14 protein-coding genes and 3 pseudogenes are annotated in these 19310 nt (G+C 25.0%); 4 read left to right on the forward strand and 13 right to left on the reverse strand.

Features of this window, described 5'->3' with window-relative positions; translation table 11 throughout:
• From OC698_RS01255 to mscL, 12 genes are all read right to left on the reverse strand, one after another.
• Positions 1–180: hypothetical protein (locus OC698_RS01255; RefSeq protein ID WP_304512925.1), on the reverse strand; the 180-nt coding region annotated here is incomplete at its 3' end.
• A gap of 584 nt (positions 181–764) precedes the next feature.
• Entirely contained in the window at positions 765–1307 is a 543-nt protein-coding gene (tilS, locus tag OC698_RS01260; RefSeq protein WP_304512926.1) for a tRNA lysidine(34) synthetase TilS, read from the reverse strand.
• A gap of 1054 nt (positions 1308–2361) precedes the next feature.
• On the reverse strand, positions 2362–2742 hold the full coding sequence (locus tag OC698_RS01265) for a PP-loop family protein (RefSeq protein ID WP_320411981.1): 381 nt from the start codon (positions 2740–2742) through the stop codon (positions 2362–2364).
• A 960-nt stretch (positions 2743–3702) separates the two neighbouring features.
• Positions 3703–4065 (reverse strand): PP-loop family protein, encoded by a 363-nt coding sequence (locus OC698_RS01270; RefSeq protein ID WP_304512927.1) that lies wholly within the window; start codon positions 4063–4065, stop codon positions 3703–3705.
• Between the two features lie 5 nt (positions 4066–4070).
• Positions 4071–5813: an aspartate--tRNA ligase gene (aspS, locus tag OC698_RS01275; RefSeq protein WP_304512928.1), complete on the reverse strand. Its 1743-nt coding sequence runs from the start codon at positions 5811–5813 to the stop codon at positions 4071–4073.
• Positions 5813–7102, reverse strand: a complete 1290-nt coding sequence (gene hisS, locus OC698_RS01280) for a histidine--tRNA ligase (RefSeq protein ID WP_304512929.1) — start codon at positions 7100–7102, stop codon at positions 5813–5815. The genes aspS and hisS overlap by 1 nt, the downstream gene beginning before the upstream one ends.
• A 98-nt stretch (positions 7103–7200) precedes the next feature.
• Positions 7201–8346, reverse strand: coding sequence for a tRNA 2-thiouridine(34) synthase MnmA (gene mnmA, locus OC698_RS01285; protein ID WP_304512930.1), 1146 nt, complete (start codon positions 8344–8346; stop codon positions 7201–7203).
• Between the two features lie 4 nt (positions 8347–8350).
• Entirely contained in the window at positions 8351–10183 is a 1833-nt protein-coding gene (locus OC698_RS01290) for a nitrilase-related carbon-nitrogen hydrolase (protein ID WP_304512931.1), read from the reverse strand.
• A gap of 63 nt (positions 10184–10246) precedes the next feature.
• Positions 10247–10984, reverse strand: a complete 738-nt coding sequence (locus tag OC698_RS01295) for a YitT family protein (protein ID WP_304512932.1) — start codon at positions 10982–10984, stop codon at positions 10247–10249.
• Positions 10985–11026: 42 nt separating this feature from the next.
• A complete protein-coding gene (gene prfB / locus OC698_RS01300) occupies positions 11027–12121 on the reverse strand; it encodes a peptide chain release factor 2 (RefSeq protein WP_304512933.1) in 1095 nt (364 codons plus the stop codon).
• Positions 12122–12161: 40 nt separating this feature from the next.
• A complete protein-coding gene (secA, locus tag OC698_RS01305; protein ID WP_304512938.1) occupies positions 12162–14657 on the reverse strand; it encodes a preprotein translocase subunit SecA in 2496 nt (831 codons plus the stop codon).
• A 420-nt stretch (positions 14658–15077) separates the two neighbouring features.
• Positions 15078–15506 (reverse strand): large conductance mechanosensitive channel protein MscL, encoded by a 429-nt coding sequence (gene mscL / locus OC698_RS01310; RefSeq protein WP_078123060.1) that lies wholly within the window; start codon positions 15504–15506, stop codon positions 15078–15080.
• A 609-nt stretch (positions 15507–16115) separates the two neighbouring features.
• On the opposite strand from mscL, the gene OC698_RS01315 reads away from it, so the two are divergent.
• Positions 16116–16292, forward strand: coding sequence for a hypothetical protein (locus OC698_RS01315; RefSeq protein ID WP_304512934.1), 177 nt, complete (start codon positions 16116–16118; stop codon positions 16290–16292).
• A 102-nt stretch (positions 16293–16394) separates the two neighbouring features.
• On the opposite strand, the pseudogene OC698_RS01320 reads toward OC698_RS01315, so the two are convergent.
• A pseudogene (locus tag OC698_RS01320) lies at positions 16395–16802 on the reverse strand (sigma-70 family RNA polymerase sigma factor); the annotation flags it as partial.
• Positions 16803–16944: 142 nt separating this feature from the next.
• Between OC698_RS01320 and OC698_RS03300 the strand changes: the two are divergent.
• From OC698_RS03300 to OC698_RS01330, 3 genes and pseudogenes are all read left to right on the forward strand, one after another.
• A pseudogene (locus OC698_RS03300) lies at positions 16945–17294 on the forward strand (toprim domain-containing protein); the annotation flags it as partial.
• A 447-nt stretch (positions 17295–17741) separates the two neighbouring features.
• Positions 17742–18087, forward strand: a pseudogene (locus OC698_RS03305) (IS3 family transposase); the annotation flags it as partial.
• Between the two features lie 542 nt (positions 18088–18629).
• Positions 18630–19100 carry an SVM family protein gene (locus OC698_RS01330; protein ID WP_304512936.1) on the forward strand — a complete coding sequence of 157 codons (471 nt, stop codon included), beginning with the start codon at positions 18630–18632 and terminating at the stop codon, positions 19098–19100.
• Positions 19101–19310: the final 210 nt, after the last annotated feature.

Below are 19310 nucleotides of genomic sequence, written 5' to 3' on the forward strand. Positions count from 1 at the left end.
TTTTTGACTTTTCCGCCAATAATAATAAAGATGCCTTTTGATTTTTAAAAGGTTCAAAATCTGGGTAATTGTTAAAGTTTGGCGGTAAACTTTGATTAAAGGTAATATTATTTTTAATAAATCGGGGCGTTGATAAAGAATAACTGTTTGTAATAATTCAATTTGTTTTGGGATTAACATGCGCAACTTTTTCCTTTATTGAAGATAGTACCATTTTACCATCCTTATCGGAAATAAATGAGCTAAAAGGAAAAAATAATTTATTTTAGAGGCGATTTTTTTCTTTTTTTGGTTAACTAATAAGTGAGGAGGCAAAATAATTTTGGTTTTGGTCTTGAGTAAAACTTTTATTGGACATTTAACTTTCCCCAAATGGCGCAGTTCCAAAAAGTTTGGTTCACGAGAAAAGCGGAGATATTTCTAACTTAAATAGTGATCGAGATGATTATTGATATTCTTAAAAGTTGTTACAAAATATGGGTTCAGTGCGCTGGACTGTCCGTTTAAGCAACTTCCGGAGCAGGTTTGGCTATTACATCAATTTTCCTTCTTAGGCCATTGCAGGCTTCTCCGTAGAATTATTCGGTGGCGGGGTCTTCTTGACTAATTTGCTTTCGTCGCAACCCGCTTTTATGGTCTGCTATAATCCAACATCCTTTCGTTTGCTGAACCGACCATTTCCTTTCAGGGTTTATCGGCCCTGGCTATTGGTTAGATAGCGCGAAATTTAGGCATCTTTGGCGCCCAGTTAAATAACACAATATTCAATAATCTTGCGACTCAACAGCAAGAGTTATAATTTTGCCGTCTCCTAAAGTTTCGTTATGGTATAAGCAAGGAATCCAAATAATTTTTTGAGTTTGATCTACTATTAATACCAATTTTTGTCTTTGCGTAATAGGAATTTTACGATTAATTAAAAATTTTTTTAATTTTTGCTTTCCAAATTTAAATTGCAATACATCTCCTGATCGCCTTGTTCTTATAATTAAAGGAAAAATAATTTGTCCATTGCTATAAAAAATCTCCTTTTGAATCATATTTGAAGGATATATTTTGCGATCATGATGAAAATACAAAATATTTTTTAATGTATTAATATTATTTTCAGTTCTAACTACAGGAGTTAATTGCCATTTATAATATTTTTTAGATATTTGCCATTTGCCATTTAATTTCATTTCAAAATAAGGTTTATTTTTATTATTTAATAATTTAATAATATTATTAATTAAAACAAAATTTTTATTTATTTTCTTGCTCTCTAACAAAACTAAAATAATATTTTTTTGAATAACTATATTCAATTTACAAAAAACTTCTAAACAATAATATATAGGGATAGATTATTTACGTTTCAATAATCAGATTTATATTTCGATTATTTATTACAAACAGCCCCCCTCTAAACCGGACAAGCAAGTTTCCAAGCATCCGGCTTGCCATAATTTATCTTCTTCCGAAAACTAATTTTGTGTTACCACTAATTAGCTGTTTATTCTGATCATGTAATATCGTGATTTTATTGTTCAATTATCTGACGATAACATTCTTTGCATAATAAATTATATTAACCGATCATGATTTATTTTAGCTATTGATGTATTCATGGTAATATTGTTCAATTTCAAGATTATTATATTAACAACTTTTGTTCCAATAATTTTGTTAGCTAAGATTGAGCAAATGATCAATAAGTATTAATTATATTATTCATCCAAAATTTAAAGGCTTGTCAGATAATAAACAATCTGGAATGATATCCGATATTCGCGAAAGCTTAATTCATTAATGTACCAAATCTAATTATCAAATAAACAATAAATTACTGACTTCTTTCGCTCTATAAAGGTAGTTAACCTTTTTCCTGGGAGGGCGATTAACTTAATAATTCCGTATTAAGTTTTACTTCTCCAACTACTAAAAAGTCGCTTTATCCTTGGGACTGATAGCTGTTACTCTATCATGAATTAATTTAATAACTAGCCTTTAGGATTCTCCAAGTTACTCTAAATATCGACCTTAGTTCCTTAGGTGAAGTAACCGTTTTTTAACCACGGTGAGATTCCAGGTTTTTTTGATTGATAAACTATCCAATACTCAACAATTATATTGATAGCCTCTGGACTGCTCGATTCAGTAGTTTGCGAGCCAGGCATATTATCTTACATCTTCTTATTCTTCTTAGGCCTTTTCGGACTTATCCTTAAAACTATTCGGTAGCGGCATCTTTTTTGACTAACTACTTCGTCGCAACCCGCTTTTAAGAACTGCTGTAATCCCTTATTCTTTCGTTTAAAGAACCGTTCTTATCCTTTCCAGTATTTTATCGTTCTGGTGATTGGTTAATTCACTTGATATTTAGGCCTCTTTGGCGCCCTGTTGATGACAATGATATTTCAAAAATAAATTTGTTTGTTCTTTGACTAATCGATAAATTTCTGTTAATTGAATATGAAATTTATAAATATTTTTTAAAAAATTATGTTCCTTTTGTAAATAAGGAATAACAAATTTGCGAATTCTATTTCTAGCATAATAATCATTTTGATTAGTTTCATCTTCTAAAAAGGAAATTTTTTTATGATTAGCATAATTAATAATTTTTTCTTTTGAAAGATATAAAAACGGTTTTAAAAAAACAAATTTTTCCATCAAATAAATAGGTTGCATTCCGCTATATCCTAATAAAGAACTACCTCGTGATAATTTTAATAAAATAGTTTCTGCTAAAATACGGATAGATTATTTGCGTTTCCTTGATAGCTATCAACTATTACAAACAGCCCCCGTCCAAACGGCGCGAGCAAGTTTCCCAGCACACCGCTTTCCCTAATTTATCCCTTTTCCGGGTTTAACTTCGTGTTACCACTGGTTAAATGTTTATTGTTGTCTTGATTACGAACGTATTTTTGATGATCCTTATTTAATTTCATTAAATTAATGTCACTTATGGTTCTCTCATCAATTTTGGAGTGTTTCTGCTCCTTGGTTGGTAGCAACCCGATCAAATGTGAGGTAGGTGTTCATTAAATTATTAATTCCGCACTTGAGTTTTTATTTTAATAGAGGGGTAATATCGGGCGCGAATCTTATTCATGGTCCGTAGAAGCTTAACTCAAAATCATTCCTAGTTTCTGTGGTTACTACAATAAATAAACAATAAATTACTTTCTTCTTTCGCCCTATAAGAGTGATTAACTCTCTTCTCGGTAAGACGATTAACTAAATTATTCCAAATTTAGGTTTACGCTTACGACTAATAAGAAGATTCTTTATCCTTGACAATCAGGGCTTTTATTTCCTGATTAGTAAATTTAATTACTTAGTTTTAGGATTCTCCAAGTTACGCTAAATTTCGACCTTAACTCTTTAGGGGAAGTGCCCTCTCCTTTTCAAGAGGCTGATTCCAGGTTTTCTTTAGCTGATAAACTACTCAATACAAATGAATTATATTAGTAGACTCTGGACTGTCCGCTTCAGCAACTTCCGGAACAGGTCTCATTATTACATCGATTTTCCTTCTTAGGCCATTTCAGGCTTCTCCATAGAATTATTTGGTGGCGGAGTCTTCTTGACTAATTTGCTTTCATCGTAACCCGCTTTTATGGTCTGCTATAATCCAACATCCTTTCGTTTGCTGAACCGACCATCTCCTTTCAGGGTTTATCGGCCCTGGCTATTGGTTAGATAGCACGAAATTTAGGCATCTTTGGCGCCCTCATTCAAATGATGAGCTGTTATAATATAACGAGTTTTATATTGGACAGCTATTTTTTGCAAATATAATTTTCGAGTTAAACTAGCTTGATTTTGAAAATTTTTATTTCCTAAATTTAATTCAAAATAATAAAAAGGTATTTTGCGTAATTGACAATATTCATTTACTAAAACTTTATCCTGATAAGAACTTTCTCGTTTTAAATGATTAAAATGAACTACAATTATTTGAAATTTTCTAGAATATAAATAATCTAATAAAGTCATAGAATCGACGCCACCGCTGATCGAAAGGATATATTTACATTCTCTTTTTAATGACATTGCTAATGATAATGAAAACATAAACTTCAATTATCTTCCTTAGATAAAAATGATAAACTTAAAATATTTAATTGCTTTTGAGTGACAGTAGCAGGAGTATGCAACATCAAATCTTGTGCTGTTTGAGTTTTAGGAAAAGCAATAACATCTTTAATATTATCTGTATCAGTCAATAACATAACAATTCGATCTAAACCTAAAGCGACGCCACCATGGGGAGGTGTACCATATCGCAAAGCTTCTAAAAAAAAACCAAATTGTTTATGCATTTCTACTTCAGAAAAACCTAATGTATGAAATATTTTTTTTTGGTAATCATATTGGTAATTTCTTAAAGATCCGCCACCAATCTCATAACCATTCCAAACCAAATCATATGCACATGCTTTTGCCTCATGAGGATTTTGGTCCAAAATTAAATAATTTTCTGGTTTAGTAAAAGGATGATGCATAGCTTTATATTTATTTTCTTTATCATCAAAAATTAATAAAGGAAAATCTACGATCCACAATAAAGATAATTTTTGAGCATCAATCAAATTTAAATCTTTCGCTAATTTATTTCTTAAAAAACCTAAAGCTTCATAAGCGTTATAAGATTTTCCCATAGATGAATCGAATACAAAGAAACAATATTCATTATTTTTTAAAAAATTTAATTCTTTATTTAAAGAATTAACAAAATTACCTTGAATTTTATCATCAATTTTAATTAAATAATACAAATCTAATTGATATTGATTTTTAATCCAACGATAATATTGTAAAATTGTTTTTTTATTTAATAAGGATTTTTCTGATAAAATGAATCTGATACCTAAAATATGAAATTTATGGATAATTTCTGATGATATCAAAGATAAATTGAAAAAAATTGTCAAATTTTCTATACATAAATCAAATCTTAAATCAGGTTTATCGGAACCATATTTTTTCATAGCTTGATCATAAGTTAATTTAACAAAAGGTTTCTCAATTTCATAATGTTTAAAATTTTTAATCAAACATATCATAATTTTTTCTACTAAATTCATAATTTCTTCCTGAGACCAAAAAGAAATTTCTATATCCACTTGGGTGAATTCTGGCTGACGATCCGATCGCAAATCTTCATCACGAAAACAACGTGCTATTTGAAAATATTTTTCAAATCCAGCAATCATATATAATTGTTTAAATAATTGGGGAGATTGAGGCAAAGCATAAAAAGATTCAGGATACAAACGCGAAGGTACTAAATAATCCAAGGCTCCTTCAGGTGTAGATTTTGCTAATATAGGAGTTTCTAACTCAAAAAAATCCTGAGATATCAAAGTTTGACGTATATTTTGAGTAATATAATGTCTTTGTAACAAATATTGTTTTTGTTTTTCTTTTCTTAAATCCAAGTAACGATATTTTAATCTGTGACTTTCATTACTAATATTTTTATCTTCCACTACTAAAGGCAAGGGTTGCGCTTCTGATAAAACATATAATTGACTTATTACAATTTCGATATCACCAGTTTTTAAATTAGGATTTTTATTAATTCTTTCTACTACTAGACCTTTAACTTCGACAACAGTTTCTATCGGTATTTTAGATATTTCTAAATATTGCGGATGATTTTGTTCTATAACTAATTGTATTAATCCCGAAAAATCTCTCAACATTAAAAACATTTTATTTCTTAAATTGCGTTTACGAGCAATCCAACCTTTTAAAAAAACCCGTTCACCTTGATTTTTTAAATAAATTTCATTATTATTATAGCTATATTTGCTCATTACGATTGTAAAGTTAACTCCTTTTTTAAAAAAGTAATAATATTATTTAAATTCACATTATAAATTATTTGGGTAGTAGTATTTTTAACTGTCACACAACTTTCTTTTAATTCTTTAGTTCCTATAAAAATAAGATAATTAGGTTTTAATTTTAAAACTTTTTTAATACATTTAGTTAAATTAATTCCATCATTATTATAAATAATTTCAGCATTAATATTGTTTTGACGTAATTTTTGAATTAATCTAAAAGCTTCATAATTAACTGAATAATCTACTGACAAAACACATACATCTAATAGTTTAAAATTAATATTTTTCCAAAAATTATTATGCTGCAAAGCCAACATGAATCGTTCTATGCCGATAGCAAATCCTATAGCTTTAATCTTTTTTTTACTTCCGAAATGATAAATTAAATCATTATAATTACCGCCGCCGCCTAAAATTAATTCAAAAGATTCTTCATGAGATATTGGCAATACAATTTCAAAAACTATATCGGTATAATAATCTAATCCTCTAACTAAAGTCGGATCAACACAAAAATTAATATTTTCTTTTTTTAATAATGATAAAAATATTTCAAATTGATGTTTAAGAGATGAATCTAAAAAATTTAAAATTAATGGGGCTTTTTTTAAAAAAATTTTATTTTGGCAAATTTTACAATCAAAAATCCTTAAAATATTAAATTGCTTACGTTTTAAACATAAAGAACATAAATCTGATGAAAAATTTTGTAAATAATCAGAAAAAATTTTAATAAAATTTTGACGCGTTTGCATATTACCCAAATGATTAATTTTAATTTGTGCCTGAGGTAAATTAAAAAAATTTAAAATTTCATTAACTAGACAAAAAATTTCTAATTCAGATAAATCATGATAATTACCTAACATTTCAATACCTATTTGATGAAATTGACGATATCGGCCAAATTGAGGTCTCTCATATCTAAAAAAAGGACCACAATAATAAAATTTATAAATATCATCGAAATTATGAAACTTATTCTCTAAATAACTACGAATAATACCAGCAGTTCCTTCCGGTCTTAAAACAATCTTGCGACCTTTTTTATCTAAAAATTGATAAGTTTCTTTGTTAACCATTTCGGAATAAGGTGTAGCATGATAAAAAATATCACGATACTCTAAAATAGGGGTACGTATTTCTTGAAAATGATATTTTTCCATAATTTGTTTTAAATTATTTTCTACAAATTTTAAATTTAACATTTCTTCTTGAAAAAAATCTTTAGTACCTTTAATTTTTTTAATTTTCATAACTAATTTTAATATTCCTTTTGAAGAATCAGTAAATACAAAAAACTTAAATTAAATTATTATAAAATTATTTTTTTATATTTTAAAACCGAAAAAATTTAAACATACTGACGTTTTTTATTTTTATGATAAACCTCTTTAATCATCCCTGCACCTAAACAAATATCTTCATAATAAAAAGCACATATTTGACCAGGTACTACTGCTTTAATTTCTTTAAAAAAAATTCTTAATTGTTGTTGATTAATCCAATGAATTTTTACTTCTTGTTCAGGTTGTCGATAACGAAATTTAGATTTTAAAATCATAATATTCGGATATTTAAAAGATTTATAATCTCGCCAAACAACATTAATAATTAATGCGGAATCACTATATAAATATATACTTTCAGAATTTTGATCCACATAAAGAGTATTAGTAACTAAATCCTTGCCAACCACAAACCAAGGAGATGAATTATAAGATGTATTACCTAGATTTAAACCTTTACGTTGGCCAATGGTATAATAAGAAACTCCTAAATGTTTTTGAGATAACACATTACCTTTCATATCTTTAATTAAACCTTTATTAATAGGTAAATAATTTTGTAAAAAAGCTGAAAAATTTCTCTCCCCAATAAAACAAATACCAGTCGAATCTTTTTTATGAGCTGTCGCTAAATTTTCTTGATAAGCTATTTTTCTTACTTGTGTTTTAGTTAATTCACCTAGAGGAAATAAAATTTTAGTTAATTGATGTTTTTGTAATTGAGATAAAAAATAACTTTGATCTTTGTTTTGATCTTGAGCTTTTTTTAAAATTTGATCGTTATTGATAATATCTAAACGCGCATAATGACCCATAGCAATAAAATCTGGCTTAAAAAGGCGATTAACATAATTAGAAAAAATAGAAAATTTAATATAATTATTACATAAAACATCAGGATTTGGAGTTAAATTTTTATTAAAAAGATCCAAAACATAAGAAAAAACTTGATCCCAATATTCTCGAGAAAAATCAACAAAATGACACTTAATATTTAATTGTTCGGCAATTTTTTGAGCATCTTGAAAATCCTGTATTTGAGGGCAAATAGTTTTTTTCAGAAAAGGATTACCTTGAATATCATAATTTAAACCGCTATCCCAATTACGCATAAAAACACCTTCAACTTCATATCCTTGTTTTTTTAAAAGAAAAGCAGACACACTACTATCGACACCACCAGATAAACCAATAATAACTTTTTTCTTCATGATACTATTTTTTATTTTTGCTCGGAAATAAAGTTAAAAATTTGAAATTAAATTTAGATACTAAATTAGTTTCTGCTCGTTCTAATAAACTATTTTCAAAAATTTTGGGACCTGAAGATATATAATTTCTTTGATTTTGGCTTTGGTAAAAAATTTTTAAAGTGCGATAAGTCAAATCTAAACTCTCTTCTATATTGATTTCAAATGTTTTTGCCAATAAAAAAGCAATTTTTTCTAAAGTTAAACTATATTTTAAATAATAAAACAAAATAAAATCTTTTTTGATAACATTATCATTATTAGATTGTAAAGTAGCTTTTTTTTGATAAAAAAATTTTAAATCAGGAAATTGCGAAAATATTTCTTGATTTAAATGAAATAAAACTAATTCTGCTATTAAAGTGTCTGATAATCCAATATTAAGATTAAAATTCACATCAAAATTATATAAATTTTTGGTGAATCTTCCTAAACTAATATCAGATAAATTATGATTTTCTAAAAAAATATTAATTTCTTTCAAATTGATAAAAACCCGATTATGATTAACTATATTCATATTTGTCTCATCATCCAATAAATCATCATAATGCAATAATAAAGATGAATATTTTTGATAATTCTTGATTCCTATTTTTTGCAAAAAATCTTTTATCAAATCAACAAACAAAACATCGGAATCATTTATAAAAATATTTAAATCATTAAATTTTTTCTTATTTAATTTAAAACTTTGAATTACTACTAATAAATTAATCAAATCATTTAAATTAGGACTTATAGATAAAAAAATTTTGCTATCAGGATAAAAAGATAATTTATTACATAAAAATAAACATTGCAAATGATTAGACAAAATTAACTGTTCATTTAATTCAGATTCGCTTACAAAAGGTTTGATACTCCATTTTTTTTCAAAAATAAAATCTTTATCTTCATTTAAATCAAAATAAGATTTTACAACTATTATTTTTTTAGATTCTAAAATTTGATCTGCATAAGTAGTATCTATTAAACGTTGATGTTTAATAAAATCTATACAAATATCTACAATTAAACTTGTTTCTGAATTAAAAATATCTTTTTCTCCTATTAAATTCCCTAAAAGAGCAGCTATTTTATGATTAGAAAATACAATATCATTAGACATTTCACTTTTCATACCATTACTAACATAAAAATAACCACCAATTTGTTTACGAGAATGATTAATAACTGCCATACGACGTAATCTCGCTTTACCTAAATGTTCTGTAGAAGCAGATAAATTAAAAATGAAATGTGCTCCTTTTTTGGTCAATAAATCACTAGGAGAATTAATAGTCCATAAATCTTGACAAATTTCTACTCCAAAACAAATATTAAAAATTTGATTCACAAATAAAATATTTCCGAAAGGAATTTTTTGACCTAACAAAAGAATTTCTTGAATTTCTGTTATCACATGACCAGAAGTAAACCATCTTTTTTCGCGAAATTCCTCATAATTAGGAATAGTATATTTCGGAATAACTCCCAAAATTTTTTGTTGTTGTATAACGATGGCTACATTAAAAATCATATCTTGCCAAACTAACGGCATTCCTAAAATATAAACGCCTTTGAAAGAGTTTTTTCGGATAATATAATTTAAAGATTTTAAAATATTATTATTAAAATCATTTTCAAAAAAAAAATCACCAGCTGTATAACTGCTTAAACATAATTCCGGGAAAACTACAAAACTAGATTTACTTTTGGCTAACACCTTTAAAATAATATCATTATTTTCATCAAATTTTCCAAAAGTTAAATCGGGATTTGCTAATTCAATTTTTAAAAATCCATTCTTATACATTTTGTTATTTTAAGCAATAAACCTTTCTAATAAAATAATTCATACTATTCATTTATTCCAATATTAATAATTTAAATTATTAATATTTGCGACCAAATTAAATTTAACTTTTTTATCCATAATCCAACCAATAATATAAATAGATAATAATGATAATACAATTCTGATCACAATTTCTGAAAACATGTTAAAAAAATTTATTTGATCAAAACTTTCCAAAATAGAAGATAAAAAAATTAAAATACCATCAGTCATAAATAAAGAAATTTTAAAATTCATTCCGCAAACATCTTTTAAAAATTGTTGAAAAACATCCATACCTCCGGTAGTGAATCCTAATTTTCTAATATTAGCTTGAGTAAAACCTATTAATAATCCGCCTAATATAGAAGCAACAAATAATCTCCAATATTCATTATTCCACACCAACAAACGAGTTAAAAAAACTGTCGATTCACCTAATATATAAGGAAGACAAGACATTACTATCATCAAAATAACAGCTAAAATAGCACTTTTTAATATAAATTTTTTACCAAATATTTTATATCCCATAATTATGGCTAAAATATTATAAAAAAACATAAAATAAATCATTATTATATCAGAGATAAAATAAGAATTATTTGTAAATAAATTACATAAACGAGCACTTGTTAAAGCTAATCCATCAGTTCCACCTATATTTAATTTACTACCCAAAGTAAATACAAACATAGTTATTGCTAAAATAATATCATTTATAATAAGTATTAACCATTTATTAAGATTATTTAGATAAAATTTTGGTTCTTTATTCATATTTTTATCCTTTTTAAGCAAAAGATTTTGAATTAAAATTAATTAATTATCACTCCTTAAAAAAGCATTAATAAAATCATCTAATTCGCCATTCATAATATCAGTTATTTGAGAACTTTCATAATTAGTACGATGATCTTTGACTTTTTGATAGGGATGAAAAATATAACTTCTAATTTGCGATCCCCAACCAATTTCTTTTTGATCTGATTTCAAATTATCTTCTTTTTCTTTTTGCTTTTGCAAAGCTAATTGAAACAATTTAGTTTTCAAAATTTGTAAAGCTTTTTCTTTATTACGAATTTGACTTCTTTCGTTTTGACAATTCACTACAATACCAGTAGGTAAATGTGTAATACGAACTGCAGAATCAGTAGTATTTACATGTTGACCTCCAGCTCCACTACTGCGAAAAACATCTATTCTTAAATCTTGTTCTTGAATATCAACAGTAATTTCTTCGTTAATTTCTGGCAGAATTTCACAAGAAGCAAAAGATGTGTGTCTTTTGAAATTAGCATCAAAAGGCGATTTACGAACTAAACGATGTATACCTCTCTCAGATTTAAAATATCCATAAGCATAAATACCTTTAATTAAACAACTAACAGATTTAATGCCAGCTTCTTCGCCTGTCTGTAAATTTAAAATTTCCAATTGAAATTGTTTTTTTTGGGCATATTTTTTGTACATCCTAAAAAGAATTTCACACCAATCTTGAGATTCCAAACCACCAGCACCAGAATGTAACATTAAAATAGCATTATTTTCGTCATAAGTTTTGTTTAATAAAATTTCAATTTCTAGACTTTTAATATCTTGTTGTAATTTTTTCAATTCTAAAATTAACCAAGTTAAATTTTGTTGATCATTTATTTCATCGCTTGATGATAATAAAGTTAAAGCTTGATGTTGTTTTTGTAAATTAGTAAAATGATTAATTTTATTTTGTAACTGACTAAATTTCCGAGTAACATGAGCAGCTTCTTGAGGATTATCCCAAAAACTCGGTTTTGACATCAATAATTTAAAAGATTTTGCTTGTTCTAACAAATTCGAGACATCTATTTTTTGTTCTAGATTGAATAAAGTAGATTTTAAATTATTTAAAATTTGATGAAATTCATATTTTTCCATTATAAAAAATTATCCCCTCTGGAAATTATATTTTTTTTAATTAATCCCAAGGTTTTTTAATATATTTTTTATTCTTTATTTTATGTTTATCATTTGATTGTGATGATTCAATAGAATTTAAATCATATAACAAATCTTCGAAAAAATTTGATTTTAAAACAATTTTGGCAATATCTTGAGAAATATTTCCAATCATACGATTAAAAAATTTTTGACCTTCTTGTTGATAAACAATTAAAGTATTTTGTTGTCCATAACTTAAAAAATTAATACTTCTTCTTAATAAATCCATATCATTCATATGACGTTGAAATTTAATATCAATATTTTTTAATATAATTAGTCTAATAATATTTAAATACTGTTGTATATCAGATTTAGCAAATTGTTGTTTTTGTACGTCCAAAAGATGACGAGCTTTCTTCAAAATAATAGATTCTATTTTCGAATAAGATAAATCTTTTTGATTATTTACTTGAAAATCTACTTCTTTTAAAGCATTTCTAGGAAAAAGCTTAATTTCAAAATAATTAATTAATTCTTTTATAATACTTTTTTGATCTAATTTTTTATATTTGCTTTTTTGCATCAAATTAATAAAATTTTTAACTTCATTTTTCAAAGTTTTAATAATAATATTCCATAAAACTTCTTCAATTCTTTCAGAAGCTAAAATTTCTTTACGTTGTTTGTAAATAATATCTCTTTGCAACTGTAAAACAGAATCGAATTTTAAAACAAATTTACGATATTCAAAATTAGAAGATTCTATTTTTTTTTGTATATTAGTAAATAAATTAGTTAAAAAACGAGAAGATACTGCATTATTTTTTTGTTGATTACTGTCTTGCAACAAACTAACTAATTTACTAACTTTATTAGAACCGAAACGTTTTATTAAATCATCTTCTGCAGAAACAAAAAATTTAGTATAACCAGGATCGCCTTGTCTACCTGAACGTCCACGTAATTGATTATCAATTCTTCGAACTTCATGTCTTTCTGTTCCTAAAACAGCTAAACCGCCTAATTCCGCAACACCTTCCGCTAAACGAATATCTGTTCCTCTTCCGGCCATGTTCGTTGCTATAGTAACAGCGCCTTTATAACCGGCTTTAGCTATTATTTCAGATTCTTTTAAATGATTTTTAGCATTTAAAACTTCATGAGATATTTTATTTTTTTTTAAATACTTGGAAATTTGCTCTGATACTTCAACACTGACAGTACCTATTAAAATTGGTTGTTTTTTTAAATGTCTTATTTTAATTTCTTCTATTAAAGCTGTCCATTTTTCCTTTAAAGTTAAAAAAACTACATAAGGAGCATCTTCACGAATCATTTTTTTATTAGTAGGTATTTGAATAACTTTCATATTATATATACTAATAAATTCTTTTTCTTCGGTTTTAGCTGTTCCAGTCATACCGGATATCAATTTATAATTTCGAAATAAATTTTGATATGTAATCATAGCAGATGTCTCAGTTTCCGCTTTAATAAGACAATTTTCTTTCGCTTCTAAAGCTTGATGTAAACCATCACTAAACTGTCGACCAATCAAAGCGCGACCTGTAAATGGATCAATAATGACAATGTTATCATTTTGCACTAAATAATCTTTGTCTTTTTCCATAATAAAACAAGCTTTTAAAGCATTTTTGATAAAATGTAATAAAAAAGAATTTTTATTGCTATATAAATTATGAATTTTAAAAAATAATTCTGCTTTACGAATGCCTTCTTCAGTCAATTCAATAGTTTTTGATTCTAAATCGATTAAATAATGTTCAGATTTTAAGGATTTAGCGAAACGATCAGCATCTCTATAAAATTTAAGACCAGATTGTGTATTATTAGAAATAATTAAAGGAGTTCTAGCTTCGTCAATTAAAATAGAATCAACTTCATCAATAATTACATAACCATATTCACGAGTCATTAAAACATTATTAATATCACTTTCCATATTATCTTTTAAATAATCAAATCCGATTTCACTATTAGTAGAATATAAAATATCACAATTATAAGCTATTTTTTTTTCTCGAATAGTTTTATTTTTAAGATTTAAACCTACACTTAAACCTAAAAAACGAAAAATATCTCCTATAACGCCTTCCGCTTCACGTCGTGCTAGATATTCATTAACAGTTACAATATGAACGCTCTCGCCTCCTAGAGCATTTAAATATGCCGGCATAACAGCTGTTAAAGTTTTGCCTTCTCCAGTCTTCATTTCTGCAATATTTCCCTTATGTAAAACAATAGCTCCCAATAATTGAACATAATAGGGTGTTATTTTAGCTACTCTAGTAGAAGCTTCACGCGCCAAAGCAAAAGCTTCAACCAAGATACTATCTAAAGACATACCATCTTTTAATTTTTGTTTTAATTTAAGAGTTTCTTTAGGAAAATCTTCATCTTTTAATTGAGACATAATATTACTGAATCGATCAATTTTATCAGCCACTTTTTTAACTTTTTTCAAATATCTTTTAGAAGGATTACGAAATTGTCTAAAAAAGCCTAACATTGTTTTTACAAATTTTAATATCATTAGATTATAATCCTTTTTTCAATATTATAGATTTAATTAATAATTTGTTCCTAAATATTTATTTAGAAACAAAATTTTTATAACAATGCACTTGTATATATTTTAATTACAATTATAAATGATAATTATAAGTTTTATCCTATTAATTATATCAAAACTGCTAAAAAAAATATATTTTTAATTAATTATTTATTAGTCGCCTAATATCATTGCAAAAAATATATTTTAAAAACAATGAATAGTTGATTTATTTCTAATATATTAAATCTTCAGAAAATTATTCATCTTACAAAATAATAAAAGTAAAAGAGTGCTTTTTTTATTTCTAAAAAAAGCACTCTCGAAATAAATTACAAAAAATTTAAATAATTATATTAATAAAAAAACTTGATTTTTTTATTTATTTTGATTAATTAAAATATCTTTAATTTCTTTTAAAATTTTAACTTGTTCATGTTCAATAGAAATTTTATTTTCATTTTGATTTTTTTTGCTAAAATATTTAGAAAAATATAAAACAATTAAATACAAAATAAATGAAACAGATAAAAAATCAAAAACATTTTGTAAAAAAATGCCATAATTCAAATAAATATTATTTTTTAATTGCCAATTTAAAGTTTGTAAAGAAGAACCTGTATCACTAAAAAGATAATTAATAGGAGGCATAATTATGTCAGTAGCTAAAGAACTAACTACTTTAGTAAATAATTGTCCCAATATAAAAGCAACTGCTAATTGAACAATGTTACCCTTATTAATAAAATCCTGAAAGCCTTTTTTAAACTCTTTAACTTTATGTAAATTAATATTTTCAGATGGCATCTGTACACCTCTTTTTTTAATAAATTTTTTTAAATTTGAAAAAAATTAACAATATCTATAGTATTTTATTATATATTTTTTGTCTTTAAAAATGTTTAAAATTTATGAATTAAATATACTTCAATATTTTAATAAAAGTATTTAATAAATAAAAAAACCAAAAGGTTTTTAATTTTAACTCTAAATTAGAAAATTTATATATAGTGAAATATCCGAATATATTCTAAACTAAAAAAATCAATATGTCAAATAATACCAATAAATATAAGCTATAAAATAATTTAAAAAACAATAATAAATCATTATAAAATATAATTTAGTACAAAAATGAAAATAAAACATTAAATATTTATTAGAATAAAAAATAAATTTTTCATTTAAATTTATAAAATTAATAAATTAATAAATAAGGAGAGAAAATCATGGAAAATCTTGAAATACAATTAAGGAGAGAAAATCATGGAAAATCTTGAAATACAATTTACATAGTATCACATTATTTTTTATATATTTATTTATACTATTAACAATTTTATTACTCTACTTTTTTTATAAATGAAGTTATTTTTGCGGACTTAATAATAAAAACATTATTTTGCTTTTAATCTTATGTTGTTAATTGGATTAGGTGGAATTATTTATGTATTTATAAGTCATCAAGCAGGAATTATCAAAAAAGATCAAAATAAAAATATAATAGATGAAAAAATAAAAATTTTATTATTTTTATTATATAAATATATCAAAACAAATAAACTACAAAAAGTTAATGACAAATTTAATTGATCTATTAATAATTATATGAAAATCAACTTCTTGAGTTAATTTTTTTAAATAAATAAAAATTATCTAAATTTTCCAAAATATTTTTTAACTAAAATTATTTTTAATATCGAAACTTAAATGAATAATTTGAAATTCCTTTGCACTTAATTTCGTTTTCATTTTTTTTAAAAAAGTTCATGATGAATTTGTTTTAACTAACGTTGATGAGGTTTTAGGGGGGGATTGAAGGTGAATGACTTGTTCTAATTAGTTCACTGATTTCAAATTTGATAACAGGAGTAGCATAGGTAATAAATTCACAACCTAAATCTTCGTAATTATCGGAGGGCTTTTATTAAGTCTAAAATCCCTTCTTGTTCTAAATCGGCTCGGATTAAACAACGCGGATAATATTTAAATTGATAAACTATTTTTTTTAACTAAAGGCAGATGAAGTTCAATTAATTGATCTCGTATTGCTAAATTCTTTTTATTTTTTAAAAATTCTTTAAATAATTTTTTTCTCAACATTCAATTCCTTTCTAAAAACATTTTTAGAAAAGACAGGAAATTATTTTTTTTAGTCTTTTAAAACAAAAAAAGACTAACTTAACAGTTAGTCTTCAAAAATTTTTAAAAAGTAAAAAAAGTGTCTAAAGTTTTTGAACACCTCAGTGTAACCCAACTATTTTCTCAATCCCAAATAGAAATTTAAAAAAAGAAAAGATTCAAGCAATTATCGCCTTAAATAATGACGAAATAGGCCGAAAACGAAGTAAAGCCTTAGGCGAACAAATTAAAAAAGCTAACCTCATATATGACATATATGAAATCGGAAAAATGTTACCCCCTTATGACCAAACTTGTAAAGATATCAATGATTTATTACAAAAATACCGAAAAAAGCTTATCAAAAATGTTTTTTAGATCCCTTATCTCTCTTATGAAGAAGCTACAAAGAAAATCATCGTTGATTTATCTGTTCATTTCTTTGAAGAAGACAAAGTCGAAACAATCAGTTAAATTATTACTTTTTTACATTTATATCACATCTATATATATAAATACATTAATATACCCCATAAACGCTCATATAACCCTAAATTTTGCAATTTAATTTTGTAAAAAACTTAAGGATTTTTATTTTTTTATTCATTTAACAAATAAAATAAAAGGATAAAGCTTATAAAAAAACAAATTAAAACACTAGAAAAAAAACAAAAAAATTTAACCAACAATTCCCTATTTTGAAAAAAATATTACAATTATATAATTGTAATATTCAAAGTATTTTGAATATGGAGTTTGTTATGGAAAATTAAGAATAAACAAAATTAATATTTTTAATGTTTTAATTATATGATAGAATAAAAAAGTCAAGCAAATATATTGTAAATACTTCAAAAAATCTTTCCGAGTTATAATAGAGAATATATTTAAAAATAATTGGTAAAGATAATTGGTCTTGAGATGCAAAAATTAAAAAAAATCAAATTATTACAAAAAATGATGGAAAAGCTTAAACAAATTGATAAAAAAATGGTTTTTTTATTTAGTCAACCAATTCCAATCAACTCTAAATTTAACCACCATTTTATAAACCATCCAAATTAACCGAAATACTTATTATTATTGGTTAAAAGTCCAAAATAAACTAAAGGAAAAAGAAGAAAAATATTTGTTACAACAAAAATGGATTAAAGCTTTATGTTTAAACTATCAATATTTTTGCGGGCATCGCAAAATCACCGATTTATACCAAAAAACTTTTAACGAAAAGATTACTAAGAAAAAAGTTTATACCATTATATCAGAAAAATAAGAACAATAAGAAAATAATAATAAATAGCTAATTAGCCGTGAGAGGAAATTAGTTCTCGAAAGAGAATAAATTAGGGAAAGCCAAATGCCGGGAAACTTGCTTGTCCGATTTGGACGGAAACTAACAGCAAACACAAAACGCTTTATAAAACGGAATTAATCTATCCGTATTAGCCATACCACTTTAATAATTTCAAAAGATAGATTTTTTTGATAAAGAAAATAATAATAAATTTATATTTCAAAAGAAAAAAAACAAAAAAAATACATAAACTCCTTGAACCTTTCTTAATCTGATACAAAAAACTACTATTTGGACGAAGCTTTTGTTGATAACACTCATTCAAAATTAATCAATTTCCTCTTTAACTTTAACACTTTTCGTAAAACTTTATCTATCTCCAAAAACAAAACATAATAAGAATAAATATAAAATGAAAGAAATCGAAATAATAAAAAACAAGTTCTTAATGTTAACAAAATAATATAAATTTCAAATATCATTAAAATTTAAAGAAATCAAAGGAGATTTAATTAATGTTTACATTAAAAAATTACTCGAAAATAATAATTATTTATTTACTAATCTGCTCAGGAATATTATTTATTTTTCATAATAATAAAGTTATAGCGATGGGCAATAAACATAGCCATAATAAGGAAATTTCTAATGATAAAGAATATGATTCTTATATAAAAGCAGAATATATCATACAAAATGAATTAACACATTTTAAACTTAATAACGAAAAACAAGCCGAACTTTTAAATAGACAAAATTCTATTACCACAGAAATCAATAAATATAATAACAAGCAAAAAAATAATCAATTATTGACCACTTGCACTAATCAACCTGAAAGTTCTCGACAAAATATAATTGATACAATAGAAAATAATTACACTAATTCATCAGATAATAATCTTCAATATATGAATTTAAGAAAAAACTCTTCTAATATCCTTTCGATTGATCGCACTGAACCCATATTTTGTGACAACTTTTAAGAATATTAATAATCATCTCGATCGCTATTTAAGTCGGAAATATCTCAGCTTTTCTCGTGAACCAAACTTTTTGGAACTGCGCTATTTGTAGAAAGTTAAATGTCCAATAAAAGTTTTACTCAAGACAAAAACCAAAATTATTTTGCCTCCTCACTTATTAGTTAACCAAAAAAAAGAAAAAACTCGTCTCTAAAATAAATTATTTTTTTA

The organism is Candidatus Phytoplasma gossypii (genome assembly GCF_030586975.1).
GTDB lineage: Bacteria > Bacillota_I > Bacilli_A > Acholeplasmatales > Acholeplasmataceae > Phytoplasma > Phytoplasma citri.

Excerpts from the sequence above, each read along its gene's own strand:
- OC698_RS01270 (WP_304512927.1), bottom strand. The coding sequence starts at position 4,065 with ATGTTTTCATTATCATTAGCAATGTCATTAAAAAGAGAATGTAAATAT.
- aspS (WP_304512928.1), bottom strand. The coding sequence starts at position 5,813 with ATGAGCAAATATAGCTATAATAATAATGAAATTTATTTAAAAAATCAA.
- hisS (WP_304512929.1), bottom strand. The coding sequence starts at position 7,102 with ATGAAAATTAAAAAAATTAAAGGTACTAAAGATTTTTTTCAAGAAGAA.
- mnmA (WP_304512930.1), bottom strand. The coding sequence starts at position 8,346 with ATGAAGAAAAAAGTTATTATTGGTTTATCTGGTGGTGTCGATAGTAGT.
- OC698_RS01290 (WP_304512931.1), bottom strand. The coding sequence starts at position 10,183 with ATGTATAAGAATGGATTTTTAAAAATTGAATTAGCAAATCCCGATTTA.
- OC698_RS01295 (WP_304512932.1), bottom strand. The coding sequence starts at position 10,984 with ATGAATAAAGAACCAAAATTTTATCTAAATAATCTTAATAAATGGTTA.
- prfB (WP_304512933.1), bottom strand. The coding sequence starts at position 12,121 with ATGGAAAAATATGAATTTCATCAAATTTTAAATAATTTAAAATCTACT.
- secA (WP_304512938.1), bottom strand. The coding sequence starts at position 14,657 with ATGTTAGGCTTTTTTAGACAATTTCGTAATCCTTCTAAAAGATATTTG.
- mscL (WP_078123060.1), bottom strand. The coding sequence starts at position 15,506 with ATGCCATCTGAAAATATTAATTTACATAAAGTTAAAGAGTTTAAAAAA.
- OC698_RS01315 (WP_304512934.1), top strand. The coding sequence starts at position 16,116 with ATGTTGTTAATTGGATTAGGTGGAATTATTTATGTATTTATAAGTCAT.
- OC698_RS01330 (WP_304512936.1), top strand. The coding sequence starts at position 18,630 with ATGTTTACATTAAAAAATTACTCGAAAATAATAATTATTTATTTACTA.